The 15958-nt window shown below is 68.1% G+C and carries 14 protein-coding genes and 1 tRNA gene; 6 read left to right on the top strand and 9 right to left on the bottom strand.

The features are described 5' to 3' along the window. Positions 1-2: 2 nt before the first annotated feature. The 3 genes from ccoN to C996_RS0112375 all read right to left on the bottom strand — a co-directional run bounded on the left by ccoN (position 3) and on the right by C996_RS0112375 (position 3386). Positions 3-1487 (bottom strand): cytochrome-c oxidase, cbb3-type subunit I, encoded by a 1485-nt coding sequence (gene ccoN / locus C996_RS0112385; protein WP_028485053.1) that lies wholly within the window; start codon positions 1485-1487, stop codon positions 3-5. Between the two features lie 205 nt (positions 1488-1692). Continuing rightward, positions 1693-2565, bottom strand: coding sequence for a malonyl-ACP O-methyltransferase BioC (gene bioC / locus C996_RS0112380; protein ID WP_018867750.1), 873 nt, complete (start codon positions 2563-2565; stop codon positions 1693-1695). Further along, a complete protein-coding gene (locus C996_RS0112375; protein WP_026279314.1) occupies positions 2562-3386 on the bottom strand; it encodes an alpha/beta fold hydrolase in 825 nt (274 codons plus the stop codon). The genes bioC and C996_RS0112375 overlap by 4 nt, the downstream gene beginning before the upstream one ends. Positions 3387-3433: 47 nt before the next feature. On the opposite strand from C996_RS0112375, the gene plsY reads away from it, so the two are divergent. Then, complete coding sequence (plsY, locus tag C996_RS0112370) at positions 3434-4048, top strand: glycerol-3-phosphate 1-O-acyltransferase PlsY (RefSeq protein ID WP_018867748.1); 615 nt, start codon at positions 3434-3436, stop codon at positions 4046-4048. Between the two features lie 30 nt (positions 4049-4078). Here the strand turns inward: plsY and tsaD are convergent, their stop codons facing one another. After that, the gene (gene tsaD, locus C996_RS0112365) at positions 4079-5110 is read right to left on the bottom strand and encodes a tRNA (adenosine(37)-N6)-threonylcarbamoyltransferase complex transferase subunit TsaD (RefSeq protein ID WP_026279313.1); all 1032 of its coding nucleotides are present in this window, start codon (positions 5108-5110) and stop codon (positions 4079-4081) included. Between the two features lie 76 nt (positions 5111-5186). Further along, positions 5187-6386: a class I SAM-dependent methyltransferase gene (locus tag C996_RS0112360; RefSeq protein WP_018867746.1), complete on the bottom strand. Its 1200-nt coding sequence runs from the start codon at positions 6384-6386 to the stop codon at positions 5187-5189. A gap of 82 nt (positions 6387-6468) precedes the next feature. Here C996_RS0112360 and C996_RS0112355 point away from each other — a divergent pair, with 82 nt between their 5' ends. The 3 genes from C996_RS0112355 to C996_RS0112345 all read left to right on the top strand — a co-directional run bounded on the left by C996_RS0112355 (position 6469) and on the right by C996_RS0112345 (position 9080). Next, on the top strand, positions 6469-7191 hold the full coding sequence (locus C996_RS0112355; protein ID WP_018867745.1) for a pteridine reductase: 723 nt from the start codon (positions 6469-6471) through the stop codon (positions 7189-7191). Positions 7192-7255: 64 nt separating this feature from the next. After that, positions 7256-7516 (top strand): accessory factor UbiK family protein, encoded by a 261-nt coding sequence (locus tag C996_RS0112350; protein ID WP_018867744.1) that lies wholly within the window; start codon positions 7256-7258, stop codon positions 7514-7516. Between the two features lie 58 nt (positions 7517-7574). Next, the gene (locus C996_RS0112345) at positions 7575-9080 is read left to right on the top strand and encodes a YifB family Mg chelatase-like AAA ATPase (protein ID WP_018867743.1); all 1506 of its coding nucleotides are present in this window, start codon (positions 7575-7577) and stop codon (positions 9078-9080) included. Between the two features lie 81 nt (positions 9081-9161). Here C996_RS0112345 and C996_RS0112340 read toward each other — a convergent pair whose 3' ends face one another. Beyond that, positions 9162-10037, bottom strand: coding sequence for a c-type cytochrome (locus C996_RS0112340; RefSeq protein ID WP_018867742.1), 876 nt, complete (start codon positions 10035-10037; stop codon positions 9162-9164). Between the two features lie 185 nt (positions 10038-10222). On the opposite strand from C996_RS0112340, the gene C996_RS0112335 reads away from it, so the two are divergent. Next, a tRNA-Arg gene (locus C996_RS0112335) sits at positions 10223-10299 on the top strand. Positions 10300-10925: 626 nt separating this feature from the next. After that, the gene (locus C996_RS14830; RefSeq protein ID WP_018867741.1) at positions 10926-11060 is read left to right on the top strand and encodes a hypothetical protein; all 135 of its coding nucleotides are present in this window, start codon (positions 10926-10928) and stop codon (positions 11058-11060) included. 133 nt (positions 11061-11193) lie between these two features. Here C996_RS14830 and C996_RS0112325 read toward each other — a convergent pair whose 3' ends face one another. The 3 genes from C996_RS0112325 to C996_RS0112315 all read right to left on the bottom strand — a co-directional run bounded on the left by C996_RS0112325 (position 11194) and on the right by C996_RS0112315 (position 15939). Further along, positions 11194-12243 (bottom strand): DmsC/YnfH family molybdoenzyme membrane anchor subunit, encoded by a 1050-nt coding sequence (locus C996_RS0112325; RefSeq protein WP_018867740.1) that lies wholly within the window; start codon positions 12241-12243, stop codon positions 11194-11196. 25 nt (positions 12244-12268) lie between these two features. Further along, the gene (locus C996_RS0112320; protein WP_026279312.1) at positions 12269-12964 is read right to left on the bottom strand and encodes a 4Fe-4S dicluster domain-containing protein; all 696 of its coding nucleotides are present in this window, start codon (positions 12962-12964) and stop codon (positions 12269-12271) included. 68 nt (positions 12965-13032) lie between these two features. Continuing rightward, a complete protein-coding gene (locus C996_RS0112315) occupies positions 13033-15939 on the bottom strand; it encodes a molybdopterin oxidoreductase family protein (protein ID WP_018867738.1) in 2907 nt (968 codons plus the stop codon). Positions 15940-15958 lie beyond the last annotated feature (19 nt).

Below are 15958 nucleotides of genomic sequence, written 5' to 3'. Positions count from 1 at the left end.
AATCAGGCCGTGCGGGCTTCGGCGGACGCGGCCTGGGCCTCGCGGGCCTCGGCCTTGATGCCCGAGCGAACGGTCATCGCGATGTTGAACGCCATGATCAGCATGCCGGCCAGGAAGAACCCGCCACCAATGGCACGCACCACGTACGGCTTGTGCAGGAACACCACCGACTCGGTGAAGGTGTAGGCCAGGTTCCCGTACTGGTCAAAGGCGCGCAGCATCAGGCCCTGACCGATACCGGCCACCCACATCGCGGTGATGTACAGCACGATCCCGATGGTCGCCAGGAAGAAGTGCACATACACCAGCTTCAGGCTGTACAGGTTGACGTTCCACAGCCGCGGGATCAGGTGATACAGCGAGCCGAAGGAGATCATCGCCACCCAGCCGAGGGCGCCGGAGTGCACGTGGCCCACGGTCCAGTCGGTGTAGTGCGACAGCGCGTTCACGCTCTTCAGGGACATCATCGGGCCCTCGAAGGTCGACATGCCGTAGAACGCCAGCGCGGTGATCAGGAACAGCATGATCGGGTCGGTGCGCAGCTTATCCCAGGCGCCCGACAGGGTCATGATGCCGTTGATCATGCCGCCCCAGGAGGGCAGCAGCAGCAGGATGGAGAAGGTCGCCGCCAGGGTCGAGACCCAGTCCGGAAGGGCGGTCCAGTGCAGGTGGTGCGCGCCCACCCACATGTACAGGAAGACCAGCGCCCAGAAATGGATGATGGACAGCTTGTACGAGTAGATCGGGCGACCGGCCTGCTTCGGCACGAAGTAGTACATCATCCCGAGGAACGCGGCCGTCAGGAAGAAGCCCACCGCGTTATGGCCGTACCACCACTGGGTCATCGCATCCTGCACCCCGGAGAAGATGGAGTAGGAATGCGGGTGGAACAGGCCGACCGGGACCTGGATGTTGTTGAAGATGTGCAGCAGCGCGGTGGCCAGGATAAAGGCCATGAAGAACCAGTTCGCTACGTAGATATGCGGCTGGTTACGACGCAGCAGGGTCATCAGGTAGATCATGAAGTAGGCGACCCAGACCACCAGGATGATGATGTCGATCTGCCAGTTGAACTCGGCGTATTCGCGGCCCTGGGTGATCCCCATCATGTAGGTGATCACGCCGAGGACCAGCGCCAGGTTCCACCCGTAGAAGGTGAAGCTCGCCATGGAGTCACTCCACAGCCGGGTCTGACAGGTCCGCTGCACCACGTAGTAGGACGTGGCGAACAGCGCGTTACCCCCGAAACCGAAGATCACGGCCGTGGTGTGGACCGGACGGAAGCGTCCGAAGGTGATCTGCGCGATATCGAAGTTCAGGAACGGGAACGCCAGCTGCGAGGCGATCCAGACACCGGCGGCCATCCCGAACACGCCCCAGAGGACGGCGGCAATGGCAAACCGCTTGATAATCGCGTAGTTGTACTGCTCGGAAGTCGCGACTGACGCTGCGGGTGCGGCACCCGCCGTAGTGGCTGCTTGTGACATGACTTTTCCACCTTGCTGCGGGGAACACGGATGTCCCGATGGTTCGGGGGCGTGAACTCTACCCCATTCCGGGCCCACAAAAAACCAATACCGCCTGTGTCACTCGGATATTGAGCGGGACGGGCGGAACTTTTCCTGTCCAAGAGAATACATCTTCCGGTGGATCGCCCGCGAGGGACGCGGGCGGCATTTTCGTTGATCCAGATCAACGAACCGGCTGAACCGGGATCACGCGCCCGTCTGGCCGCGACGGGGGCGGCGCATCCGGCACCCAGGCATGACCATAGACCACCTCCCAGGTCGCGGGCAGACGACCCTCCACGCCGAAGTCGCGGGCATAGGCCTCGGCGACGGCCACCAGACGCCGGGGGCCAAACAGACCCGACGAACGCCCCGCCAGGGCGTTGCGCACCCCGACCCCGCGCAGGTCGCGGATCAGGCCGGTCAGATCCGGGTAGGTCAGGGTCAGGGCCTCCTGGTCCATCACCGGATCGGCAAAGCCGGATCGCACCAGGGCATCGCCGATGTCGTGCATGTCCATGAAGGCGTTGACATGTGCCCCGGCGCCGCCATCCACAGCCGCGAAGGCGGCGCGCAACTCGCGCAAAGTGTCCGGGCCAAAGGTGGTAAACAGCCACAGCCCGCCCGGGCGCAGGATACGCCGCACCTCGGCGAAGGCCTGGTCGAGGTCGCTGCACCACTGCAGGGCCGAGCTGGAAACCGCCAGATCAAAGGACCGCTCGGCCAGCGGCAGGGCCTCAAGGTCACCGCAGACCACCTGCGGCCGCCGCAGCCAGCGCCCGCGCCGCCGCGCCCGCGCAACCATCTCCGGGGCGAAGTCCACGCCGGCCAGGCGCGCCCTGCGGTAGCGGCGGCTCAGGTGATCCAGGGCCTCGCCGATGCCGCAACCCAGATCGACGATGCGTTCCGGCTCCATCCGGATCCAGTCCAGACGCTCCAGCATCCGCTCCTGCACCTCGCGCTGCAGGACCGCATGCTCCTCGTAGGTGGCAGCGGCCCGTGCAAAGGCCTCGCGCACCCGCGCCTTGTCGAGATCGAAGCTGTCGGGTCGGGTCATGCGGACTCCCCTGCACTGCAGTGATCCAGAAACTCGGAAACAAATCCGGCCAGCCGCTGCGGCCGCGCCCACCAGTCCGCATGACCGCCCGCCCCGCGACCGGTCCGGCCATCGGGGCGCAAGCTCGTCAGTCCCACCTCCACCGCGGCCGGCACCAGCGCGTCCTCCGGCTCCAGCCAGCACGCCACCGGCGCCTGCACCCCGGCCCAGGCGGCGCGCAGGTCGGCGCCCTGCAGCAAGTCCAGCCCCGCCGCCAGCCCTTCCGGGGAGGCGGGGGCCGCCTGCATCCGGTCTGCCAGTGCGCGCGCGAGCGAGGCCGCATCGGGACTGCCACGAGCACAGAGCATCGCCAGACGCCGATTGAGTCGGCGGCGGTCGCCTCCGAGGGCGGCGCGGAAGTCCTCCAGCTCGGCCAGCGGCAGGGCGGCCGGCCAGTCATCATTACGGATGAAGCGCGGCGTCGCCCCAATCAGCACAAGCCCCTGCGGGCCCGTCCACTGGCGCGCCGCCGCGAGCGCCACCAGGCCGCCCAGGGACCAGCCAGCCCAGACCGGGTACTCGACGTCCGCGGGCAGCGCGGCGATCAGGGCCGCGGCGGCGCCCTCCGCATCCGCCAGCCGCCAGCCGTCGCCCGCGGCCCCATGACCGGGCAGATCCGGCGCCAGTACCCGCGTGCCGGCCGGCAGCTTGGCCCGCAGGGGCGCCCAGACCGCGCCGGAAAAGCCCCAGCCGTGCAACAGCACCAGCGTCGGGTCATGGACCGGGCGGGTCGCAGCCTCCATCTCAGCGCGCTGAACGCCGGCCACCGGCTTGCGTATCATGTGCGCTCGCAATCTCTTGCCCATCCGCGCAGACAGGCTCACCGCTCATGGCTATTACAATCGGCATCATCATCGCGTATCTGCTGGGATCGCTTTCCACGGCCATTCTGGTCAGCAAGCTGCTGCGTCTGCCGGACCCGCGCACCACCGGGTCGAAGAACCCCGGCGCCACGAATGTCCTGCGCTCGGGCGGCAAGAAGGCGGCCATCATCACGCTCATCGGGGATGTCGGCAAGGGCTGGCTGCCGGTGTTCGTCACGCTCCAGCTGGAGCTCTTCCCCGGCTGGGCGATCGGCCTGATCGGCCTGGCCGCCTTCCTCGGTCACGTGTTCCCCGTGTACTACCGCCTTCAGGGCGGCAAGGGTGTGGCCACCGCACTTGGCGTGATCCTCGCGATCAGCCCGGCGGCCGGCGGACTGGTGCTGCTCACCTGGCTCGTGGTCGCCGCGATCTGGCGATATTCGTCGCTGGCGGCCCTGGTCGCGGCCGGCATGGCCCCGGTGTACACGATCCTGCTGGGCATGGATCACTGGATCAGCGCCGCGGTCGCGCTGATGAGCGTAATCCTGTTCATCCGCCACGACAGCAATATCCGCCGTCTGATGCGCGGCGAGGAATCGCGGATCGGCCAGAAGAACAAGGCCCCGGCCCCCGGAGACTGACGGCCCGCCGAGCACGGGCCGGGCAGGGCTTCAGCCCGGTCCGGCCGGAACCGGCGCCTCCAGTTCGGCCAGGGGCCAGCGGGCCCGCGCGGCGACAACCGGGGCCCCGGCATCCCCTACGCCACCGGCCTGCAGCCGCCGCAGCCCGGCCAGCGCGATCATCGCCCCGTTGTCGGTGCAGAACTCCGGGCGCGGGAAATACACCGGCACCCCCTGGCGTTGCGCCATGGCCTGCAGCCCCGCGCGCAGCGTGGTGTTGGCGGCCACGCCACCGGCCACCACCAGCGCCGGGGCCCCGGTCTGCTCCAGACCGCGCCGGGTCTTTTCGACCAGAGTGTCGGTCACGGCCTCCTCGAAGGCGCGGGCGACATCCTCCGGGCGGTAACTTTGCTTCTTCAGCGCGGTCAGGACGGCGGTCTTCAGGCCGGAGAAGCTCATGTCCAGCCCCGGGCGATCCAGCATGGGGCGCGGCAGCCGCAGGGCATCCGGCGCGCCCTGTTCCGCCAGGCGCGCCAGCGCCGGGCCACCCGGATACCCCAGCCCCAGCAGCTTGGCGGTCTTGTCGAAGGCCTCGCCGGCAGCATCGTCGATGCTCTCGCCGATCAGGTCGTAGTCGCCCAGGGCCCTGGCATGGATCAGCTGGGTATGCCCCCCGGAGACCTGCAGCACCAGGAACGGGAAGTCGAGCCCGGTATCCTCCAGGAACGGCGCCAGCAGGTGGCCCTCCAGGTGATGCACCGCCAGCGCCGGGATACCCCAGCCCCAGGCCAGGGAGCGAGCCACCGAGGCACCGGTCAGTAGCGCCCCCAGCAGTCCCGGCCCGCCGGTGTAGGCCACCGCATCCAGGTCCGGCCCGTCCACGCCCGCCTCCTCCAACACCGCGCGCACCAGCGGCAGGAGCCGCCGGATGTGGTCACGCGAGGCCAGTTCCGGCACCACGCCGCCGTAGATTGCGTGCAGATCCGTCTGGCTGTACAGCCGGTGCGCGAGCAGGCCACGGTCGCTGTCGATCAGCGCCACGCCCGTCTCGTCACAGGAGGTTTCGATACCCAGTACCTTCATGGCGCCAGCATGCCGGGTTTCGTCGATGCCACCAAGCATCCCCGGAACGACCGCGCCATTGCGCCAGGACCGGGGTTCACAGGCGCCCCCGGCGATCGGGGATACCCCCCAGCGGCAGATGCGCGCAGCCGCGACCGAGAGCCATAACCTGGAAGCGCTCGCCCATCTCGCCCGGCAGGGTCAGCATGCGCACGGCCTGCGCCGCCTGCATGGTCAGGCGGGCATCCTCGCCGCTACCGACGCGGGCCTCGAAACGCTGCGGCAGCCCCGCCCCCAGGAGGAATTCGCCCTGCCCGGCGTAGGTCAGCACATCGAGGCCCGCGGCATCCGCCGCCTCGGCCACAGCGGTGAAGTCGACACTGGCGGTCAGGTCCATCAGCCCCGGATGGGCCAGAGGGTCCTGGATCATCTGCTGGCGGTAGTAGCCGACCAGGGTCCCCTGGTGCCGTTCCGGGGCGTAATAGGCGGCCCGCGGGAAGCCGTAATCCACGATCACGGCCACCCCCTGCTCCAGCCCCTCGGCGAGCGCACGCACCCACGCCGCCTGCGCCGGCCGCCACTCGGACAGGTAGCCCTCGGGCCAGGGGCCATAGTCGGCCGCCAGCCGCGTCACGGGTTCGGCCAGGGCTGGCGGGGCCTCGCGTTCGGCCAGGGTCAGCGCCCCGTCCGCCTCGGTAGTGACGCCGACCTGCCACACGCGCCCCTCGCGCCAGCGGAACAGCTCCACCGGCAGGGCATCCAGCACCTCGTTGGCCAGCACCACCCCACGCAAGGGGGCCTCGGGGAGGGCATCGAGCCAGGCCACACGCGCGTATTCCGCCGGCTCCAGCTGGGCCTGCAGGTGGGCCTGCTGCCGGGCGCGCAGGTCCGGGCTCACCTCGATGATCCAGTACCGCCCCCAGGCCACCCCGAGCTCGCGCAGGGTGGTGATCACGTCCCCCGCCAGGCGGCCACTGCCGGCACCGAATTCCAGCAGCGTGCCGGCGCCGTCGAGGTCATCGCGCAGCACCGGGGCCAGCCAGGTCGCCAGGGTCTCGCCGAACAGCGGCGAGAGCTCCGGCGCGGTGACGAAGTCCCCGCCCTCGCCCAGCTTGTGGGCCCCGTTCACGTAATAGCCCAGGCCCGGCGCATACAGGGCCGCCTGCATGTAATCGACGAACGGAAGGAACCCCTGGCCCGCCGCAATACTCTGTTGCAGGTGAATGCGCAGACGCGCGGCGATCTCCCGGGCGACCGGATCGTCGGCGGCGTTTGTGCTAGGTTTCGGCGGCAACATGGCGACGCATGGTACCAACCCGGGGATGGACGTGGCGCAGGCACCCACCGACAATTTGAGCAGGACACCCGACCCGGCGGGCGTGGTGCTGATCACCGGGGCCGCACGGCGCGTCGGCGCCACCATTGCCCGGCACCTGCACGCGGCCGGGTTGCGGGTGCTGATCCATTACCGCGGCTCGCGTGACGAGGCCGACGCGCTCGCCGCCGATCTGAACGCGGTGCGCCCCGACAGCGCCCGCACCCTGCAGGCCGACCTGCTCGACCCCCAGGCCATCGAAGTCCTCGCCCGCGACGCCGAGGCGGCTTGGGGGCGGCTGGACTTTCTCGTCAACAACGCCTCGACGTTCTATCCAACCCCCGTTGGCGAGATCCGCGAATCCGCCTGGAACGACCTGATCGGCTCCAACCTGAAGGCGCCGACCTTCCTCACCCAGGCCTGCAACCCGGCGCTGCAGCGGGCGCGGGGCGCGGTCGTCAATATCGTGGATATCCACGCGCTGCGCCCGCTGAAGGGCTACCCGGTGTATTCGGCGGCCAAGGCCGGGCTCTGGGCCCTGACCCAGGCCTTTGCCCGCGAACTGGGGCCCGGCGTGCGGGTCAACGGGGTTGCGCCCGGCGCGATCCTGGCGCCGGAGGATGCGGAGAACACCGGCACCCACGAGGCCATGATCGAGCGCACTGCCCTCAAGCGCGAGGGCAGCCCGGAGGATATCGCCCGCACCGTGCGGTTCCTGCTGCTGGATGCGCCGTACATTACCGGCCAGGTCATCCCGGTGGATGGCGGGCGCTCCGCATCGCAGTAGCCGTACCCGGGGTCAGCCGCGCTACACTGGCCAGAACCAAGAACCTGCGTCAGGAGACCGCCCGATGATCGATTCCAAACGCTTCGACGACCTCGCTCGCCGGATCACCGAGAGCCTGCCGGAGTCCGTGCGCCACATGCAGGAAGACGTGCAGCGCCAGGTCCGCTCATCGCTGCAAAGCGGCTTCGAGCGCATGGACCTGGTCACCCGCGAGGACTTCGACATCCAGGTCGCCCTGCTGGAGCGCACCCGCGAACGCCTCGCCGAACTGGAGGCTCGCGTAGCCGCGCTGGAGGGGCGGCCGGACGACACCCCGGGGCAGTAGCCACCACTGAAACCACCCGCCGGGGACGGCCCCCCGGCGGCCGAACGGAGGGGCACGGATGCCCGTCACCATTGCCTACGCCCGCGCCATCGACGGCATTCATGCCCCGCTGGTGACCATCGAGACCCATCTGGCCAATGGCCTCCCGGCCTTCCAGATCGTCGGCCTGCCGGAGGCCGCGGTGCGCGAGAGCCGTGATCGCGTGCGCGCGGCGATCCAGACCAGCGGCTTCGAATTCCCGCGGCGGCGCATCACCGTCAACCTGGCCCCCGCAGACCTGCCCAAGGACGGCGGCCGCTTCGACCTCGGCATCGCCCTGGGCATCCTCGCCGCCAGCCAGCAAATCCCGGCCGAAGCCCTGGCGGCACACGAATTCCTCGGCGAACTGGGGCTGGACGGCCAGTTGCGGCCGGTGGGCGGCACACTGGCGGCCGGACTCGCCGCCGCGGATGCCGACCGCGCCCTGGTGGTCAACCCGGAGGACGGCGCCGAGGCGGCACTGGCGAGCCGCGCGCGAGTCCTCACCGGGTCACACCTGACTGCGGTATGCGCGGCGCTGGCCGGGCGCGACGCCCTGGCACCCGCCCGGCCGCCCGAGCCGGAACCGCCGAGCCACCCGGACCTCGCGGACGTACGCGGCCAGCACCAGGCGCGGCGCGCCCTGGAGATCGCCGCCGCCGGCGGACACCACCTGCTGATGGTCGGCCCACCCGGCAGCGGCAAATCGATGCTGGCGGCGCGCATCCCCGGCATCCTGCCGCCGATGGACGAGGCCGAGGCGCTGGAGACGGCCGCCATCCACAGCCTGCGCGGCAGCACCCACCTGCGGGGTGACTGGCGGGCCCGCCCGTTCCGCTCCCCCCATCACACCTCATCGGGCGTGGCCCTGGTGGGCGGCGGGAGCACCCCGCGCCCCGGGGAGATCTCGCTGGCGCACCAGGGCGTGCTGTTCCTGGACGAACTGACGGAGTTCGACCGCTCGGTTCTGGACGTGCTGCGCGAGCCGCTGGAGACCGGCGTAATCCACATCTCGCGCGCCGCGCGCCAGGCCGAGTTCCCGGCCCGCTTCCAGCTGGTGGGCGCGATGAACCCCTGCCCGCAGGGTTTCGACTGCGACCTGGCCGAACGCTGCGAATGCACCCCGGAGCAGCGGGCCCGGCACCGCAAGCGCCTGTCCGCCCCCCTACTGGACCGGATCGACCTCGCCATCGAGGTGCCCCGGATCCCGCCGGCCGACCTGGCCGGCGCGACCGAGCCGACCGAGACGTCCGCTACGGTCGCGACGCGCGTGACCCGGGCGCGCGACCGGCAGCAGGCGCGCCAGGAGGGACTCAACAGCACTCTGGATGGCGCGGGACTCGACCAACACGCCGCCCTTGCGGCCGCCGACCGCGAGCTACTGGACAAGGCGGCCGAGCGCTTCCGTCTCTCGGCACGGGCCTATCACCGCATCCTGCGCGTGGCGCGCAGCATCGCCGATCTGGAGGGCGCGGAAGCGATTGCCACCCGACATCTCACCGAGGCGCTGAGCTACCGCGCCCTGGACCACTGGCGTACCCAGTAAACGGGAAAGCGTCGTCCCGCAAAGAAAAGGCCCCGCCCGGTCTACCGGGCGGGGCCTTTGTACGCGGCAACGGCGCGACGATCAGTCTTCGAAGGTCGCCACGTAGACGGCCAGATCGGCGATATCCTGATCCGACAGGTTCGCGGCGTTCGGCGCCATCAGGGCCGTCTGGTCACCAACGGTCTCGCCGGCGCGGTAGCGCACCAGCTTGTCGGCGATGTACTCGGCATCCCGGCCGGCCAACGCCGGGAAGACCGGGGTGCCCTGACCCTGCGCACCATGGCAGGCCACGCAGGTGTTGTAACGCGACTGACCGCGCTCAACATCACCCTCGTCGACCGCAATAGCGGCCACGGCTTCGGCCTCTTCCTCGGCGGCCGCTTCGCCCGTGTCGGTGGTGGCCACCGGCTCCTCGCCTTCAGCGGCGGCGTCGTCCGCGGCGGTGTCGCCGTTTCCGTTGGCACTGCCCTCGTAGCCGTGATCAACGCCTGCCTGATCGAGCATGTAGGCCACGACTTCATTCATCTGCTCGTCGGTCAGGCTGGAGTCGCCACCGCGGGCCGGCATCGCGCCGATGCCGTTGATCGAGTTCTCGAACAGGGTCTCCAGACCCTTGTCGTTCAGACGGTTAGTCCACTCGTCCGTGTCATCCTTGAGCGGGGCACCGGAGGCGCCCGAGTCATGGCAGGCGGCGCAGACGTTGGCGTAGATGTCGCCCGGGCTGAGGTCCGCGGCTTCCTCGGCGGTATCCACCTCACCGGAGACCACCCGGCCGATCGGCGCGATGCGCTCGGCAATACGCTCCTCGCTCACGGCCTCCGCCTGGGAACCCATCATGCCCCCAATCCAGCTCGCAAGGTGCGACACCAGAAACAGCACCGTGGCCAGCAGGGCCAGGGATGCGATAAAAAGCAACACCTTGTTCCCGGTGTCCATCTTGATCGGTTGATTTCCCACTTCTCTCCCTCCGAGATCCTGGCCATGCGTGGCCTTGTGGTGTGCCCTGTCAAAAAGCGCTCGCGCGGTACGCGCAAATCGGGCGCAGAGTATAGGGCATCATGCCAGGCGCGACCACAAACCCAGCGGCGCGGTCAAATATGGCTGGACGCACCCGCGGCCCCGCCCGTATCATTGCAGCCCTTGCGCCCGTAGCTCAGCTGGATAGAGCGCTGCCCTCCGGAGGCAGAGGTCAGAGGTTCGAATCCTCTCGGGCGCGCCATTACTTAGAAAGGGGCCCTCGTGGCCCCTTTCTAAGTAATGGGGTGTCTGAGGGCCCGATTCGAACCTCCGTTCGAATCGAGGCCCGCAACGCGGGCCGACATCGCGGTGCAGCCACCGGCTGCACCGGTCCGAAGGACCGAGCCGCCAAAGGCGGCGAAGCCATCCTCTCGGGCGCGAAGCACGAACACCCCGGAACCCGGCCCCATGCCTCCGTTCGAGCCTAGGCCCGCAACGCGGGCTGAGCGCAGCACAGCCACGGCCTGTCCCGGCCCGAAGGACCTTCGGCGCAGCCAGTCCAGCCCCTCGGCGGCAGCCTTGGGGCGTTCGCCGGCGCGAAGCCATGCTTCGCGAAACCCCGGCTCACCCTCTCGGGCGCGACGCCTGAACACCCCCGAACCCAACCCTGCCAACCTACCGTTCGAGCCGAGACCCGCGCAGCAGCCCTGGCATTCTCGCCTGCTTGCGGGATACGCACCGAAGCCCCACCGGCCTCCGCTCGCCCCACACCCGCCACAGCGACGTCCCGTGCATCCCGAATCGTCGCCCGGCATGATCTGGATCAAATCGGAGGCCGATTCCGGGGGCTAGCGTCGAAGGTGCATGGACCCAACCGGAGGAAAGATCATGCTGATGGAAATCATGTTTCAGTCGCCCATCGGAATCCTGACGATCGTGACGCTGGTGGGCATCGTGGCCTTCTTCGCGTACGTGGGGTACTTCATCATTCACGGGATGCACGAGAACGACAAGGGCCGGTAGGGCAGGACGGACCCCGCTCGGGGCGGGGCTGCCCCCTCGAAACAGAAAAGGCCAGGGCTGCAGATGACCGCTGCCCTGGCCTTTGATGCGGGTTACCCGGAGCGCCCGGGTAACCCGTATGGTTGCGTCCGACTCAGGAGCCGGAGCCCCCGGGCGTATCACCCAGTTCGGCGCGCGGCGCGTCGCCACGGCGAGCATCCGCGGCCACTTCCGGGCCGACGCGGCTCGGCTCGGCCAGGGAGTCGGTGCAGGTCTGGGCACCGTGGTACAGGCGCACGACGTGCTTGGCCTCGGCGAAGAACAGCCAGCGCTCCATGCCGATCCCGACCAGGCTCGAGACCGCCGCCAGCCAGGCAATACCGGCCGGCGCACCGGAGAGGATCGAGCCGAAGACCAGCACCGGGGCGATGAAGCCGAGCAGGAAGACGCCCATCTTGATGTTGTCGATGGTGTCCTTGCGCGGGTCGTAGCCGAATTCGTCGGTCAGGAAGGTGCCGGCCGTATGACCGGTATCCAGCAGACGCACGGTCGCCCGGTTGAAGGTGGTCGCGGTGTTGATGGTCGGGCCGTTCACGCGCGAGATCCAGAAGTAGTAGATCCCCTTGAGCAACGCGGCGGCCAGCAGCGCGACGATGGCCACGCCCGCGTGCAGCGTGGTGGCATTGCCGAACACCGCGGCGATGGCGGCGAACAGCGTGGTGCCGGTCGCGATGCCCAGCATGATGTAATTCGCCGGGGTCAGCGCCGTGTTCCACTGGCGGATGGTCTTCAGGCAGCCGTAGATCATGCCGGTGGAGAACAGGGTGATCACGGCCAGCACGGCAGCGATCGCGCCGGCCATAGCGGGCAGCGGCCCGATGGCCGAACCCTGCAGCAGCACACCCAGACCGTAGATACCGGCGAAGGGGTAGAACAGCACCGCGAACACGGCCTCGCGCGACAGCCAGGAGGTCTTGAAGCGCATGAAGGAACGCCAGGCGTTCTTCTTGTTCGCCAGGTGACCGGTGGAGAGCATCAGCCCCAGGGTGATCATCCCCAGCGACACCAGGCCGTGCGCCAGCAGCTCGCCGTGGCTCATGGCCGGGCCGATACCCGCGAGATGGAAGGCCGCCAGCAGGATGAACAGGCCGTAGCCCGCACCCGAGATGACGGTAAACAGGATGACGGAAAATGCCGGATGCATATGAATTCTCCCGTTCGGGCCGCGCCTAGCGCGCGACCATCTTGTTGACCCAGTCCTTCACCGAGGTGACGAGCTTGTTGGCGCGCACGTCGTCGGTGGGGATCGGGCGGGTGATACGCGGGGGCAGATAGGTGTTGACCGGCTTGTAGCCCAGCTCCGGCATCTGCTTCACGCCGCCGCGCTCGCGCACCAGGCGGCTGACCTCGGAGTCCTGGTCGTCGAAGTCACCGAAGAACCGGGCGTGCGCCGGGCAGGTGATCACGCAGGCGGGCTGGCGCTCTTCCGGCGGCAGCTGCTCGTCGTAGATTCGGTCCACGCACAGCGTGCACTTCTTCATCACGCCGTCTTCGCGGTCCAGCTCCCGGGCGCCGTAGGGGCAGGCCCAGGCGCAGTAGTTGCAGCCCATGCACTTGTCCTGGTCGACCAGCACGATGCCGTCTTCCGGGCGCTTGTAGGAGGCGCCGGTCGGGCAGACGTTCACGCAGTCAGCATGCTGGCAGTGCATGCAGGACATCGGGATGTTCACGGTCTTGTTGTTGGGGTAGTCGCCGACTTCGTAGTGGCGAATACGGTTGAACCACACGCCGCTGGGGTCCTCGCCATAGGGGCGATAGTCGGTCAGCGCGCCGGTGGTACCGCTGGTGTTCCACTGCTTGCAGGCCACCGCGCAGGCGTGACAGCCCACGCAGGTATCCATGTCGATTACGAGTCCAAGTCGCATTTCAGGTACTCCTCAAATTCTCTCGGGCCGCCGGCTTCGGCCGGCGGCATGGCCCGGATCCGTGATGCCTACTGTTCGTCGTCCAGCGAGCCGCGCGTCAGCACGTCGCGGATGGAACGGTTCAGGTGCACCGGCTTGTGCGCCGCGTAGCGGAGCTGGTCCGGGGCCTCGGACATGCCGGGCGCCGGCTTGATCGTGTCGAAGTCGGGCCAGGTGCTGGCCTCTTCCGGGTCGGCCGGGGTGATCTTGACCTTCAGGTCGTACCACGCGGCCTGGCCGGTGACCGGGTCGGAGTTGGTGATGTTGTCCACCGGGTCGCCCTTCTTCGGCAGCAGCTCACTGATCAGGTGGTTCATCAGGAAGCCCTTGTTGGACTCGTTCGCGTCCGGCTTCAGGCCCCAGGCGCCCTTCTGCTTGCCGATGGCGTTCCAGGTCCAGACGGTGTTCGGCTCGCAGCCCTCGATCAGCTTGACCTGCACGCGGATCTTGCCGTTGTGCGACTCCAGCCAAACCCAGGACATGTCCGCGATACCCATGGACTCCGCCTTGCCACGGTTCATGTACAGATAGTTCTGGGCGCAGATCTGACGCAGCCAGGCATTCTGCGAATCCCAGGAGTGGTACATGAACATCGGGCGCTGGTTGACCGCATAGAACGGGTACTCGTCCTCGTCGATCCGGGTCTGCTCCAGCGGCTTGTGCCAGATCGGCAGCGGATCGAAGAACTGGGTCAGGCGATCCTTGTGCTCCTGCTTGGTCGGCTGCGGGCCGTCATACAGGCCCTGGCCGGCCAGCTTGAAGCGCTGCTGGGTCTCGGAGTAGAGCTCGATGGTGATCGGATCGGTCTTGCCCACCCAGCCGGCGTGCTTGGCCAGCTCCAGGTAGTCCTTGTTGGCGAAGCGGTAGAACTGCTGGCTCGGCGCCAGGTGATGCACGAAGAACCCCTGGTTCTCGATGTACGCCTCCCACTGCTTCGGGTTCGGCTCGCCACGCAGGTGGGTCTTGCCGTCCTTGCCGCGGTAGCCGGACAGGAAACCGATGCCGGGCTCCTTCTCGAAGTTGACGATGAAGTCCTTGTAGTCCTCGAACTTGCGGCTGCCATCGTCGTTGGTGAACGCCGGGAACTTCAGGCGGCCGGCCAGCTCGACCATGACCTCCTGCCAGGGACGCACGTCGCGGTCGACCTCGAGGATCGGGTGGCGGATGGAGTCCGCCGCCGCGGCCGGCTCGGAGATCGGGCGGTCCAGCATGGAGATGGTGTCGTAGCGCTCCAGATAGGTCGTATCCGGGAGCACCAGATCGGCAAAGTTGACCGTCTCCGAGTGGAACGCATCCGCGACCACCAGAAACGGGATCTTGTACTCGCCGCTGTCGTCCTTCGCCCGCAGCATGTCCATTACCTCGGCGGTATTCATCGAGGAGTTCCAGGACATGTTCGCCATGAAGAAGATCAGCGTGTCGATCGGATAGGGATCGCCGTTGACCGCGTTGGTCACCACCATGTGCATCAGGCCATGGTTGGAGATCGGCGCATCCCAGGAGAAGGCCTTGTCGATGCGCAGCGGGTTGCCGTCGTCATCGATGACCAGATCCTCCGGCGCGGTCGGGAAACCGAGCGGCGGGCTCTTCAGCGGGGTGTTCGGCGCGCATTCCTTGGCCGGCTTGATGCCCGGCGGGACGTGCTTGGGGTACGGCGGCTTGGCCAGGTGACCACCGGGGCAGTCCACCGAGCCCAGCATGATCTGCAGCAGATGGATCGCGCGGCAGGTCTGGAAGCCGTTGGAGTGCGCGGAGATGCCGCGCATCGCGTGCATCGACACCGGGCGGCCGAACACCTTGTCGTGCTTGCGGCCCCAGGAGTCGGTCCACTCGATATCGAGTTCGATCGTCTCCTTGAACGCGACGTGCGCCATCTCCAGTGCCAGGCGCTCGGTCTGGTCGGCCGGGACGCCGGTGACCTCGGCGGTGTTCTCCGGGGAATACTCGTCGCTCAGGTAGCGCTCGGCCAGCAGGGTCATCACGGTCTTGACCGGGCGGCCGTCGGGCGCGGTGTACTCGCCGAACAACGCCGGCTTGATGTCGACCTGGGTGCCGTCGACGAACGCCTCCTGTTCCAGCTCCCAGACCAGCGGGTTGCCGGCCTCGTCACGCAGGATCAGGCCATCGCCCTTCTGCCCCGGGGTCTGCACCACCAGCTGGGTGGCGTTGGTGTAGCGCACCAAGAAGTCCCAGTCGAACTGGTCGTTCTTCAGCAGCACGTGCAGCATCGACAGCGCGAACAGGCCGTCGGTACCGGGCTTGATGCCCACCCACTCGTCGGCGATCGCCTGGTAGCCGGTGCGCACCGGGTTGATCGCGACAAACTTGCCGCCGCGGCGCTTGAGCTTCTCCAGACCGATCTTGATCGGGTTGGAGGCATGGTCTTCCGCCACGCCCCAGAGCATGTGGTACTTGGTGCGGTCCCAGTCGGGGTCGCCGAATTCCCAGAAGGCGAAGCCGGTGGTATACAGACCGCCGGTGGCCATGTTCACCGAGCAGAAGCCGCCGTGGGCCGCCCAGTTGTAGGTGCCGAACTGGGTCGCCCACAGACCGGTCAGGGCCTGCATCTGGTCGCGGCCGGTGAAGAACGCCAGCTTGCGCGGGTCGGTCTCGCGGATCTTCTGCAGCCGCGTGGACAGCATGTCCAGGGCCTCGTCCCAGGAGATCGGCTCGAACTCGCCGGCGCCGCGCTCGGTGCCGGGCTTGCGGCGCATCGGCTGGTGCAGGCGCGCCGGGGACTGCTGCTTCATGATCCCCGCGTTACCCTTGGCACACAGCACCCCCTTGTTGATCGGGTGATGCCGATTGCCCTGGATATAGCGGACCTTGTTGTTCTGGACGGTAACCTTGATGCCGCAGCGGCAGGCACACATGTAGCAGGTGGTGTACTTGATCTCCTGCTCGCTGTGGTTCTCGAACTCGGGCAACGCGCTCATTCAGACGACCCCATAGATT

Origin of the sequence: Thioalkalivibrio sp. ALE25 (genome assembly GCF_000377285.1) — a bacterium.
Taxonomy (GTDB): domain Bacteria; phylum Pseudomonadota; class Gammaproteobacteria; order Ectothiorhodospirales; family Ectothiorhodospiraceae; genus Thioalkalivibrio.
Note: the sequence above shows the minus strand (reverse complement) of the source record. Positions and strands in the feature narration are given on the sequence as shown.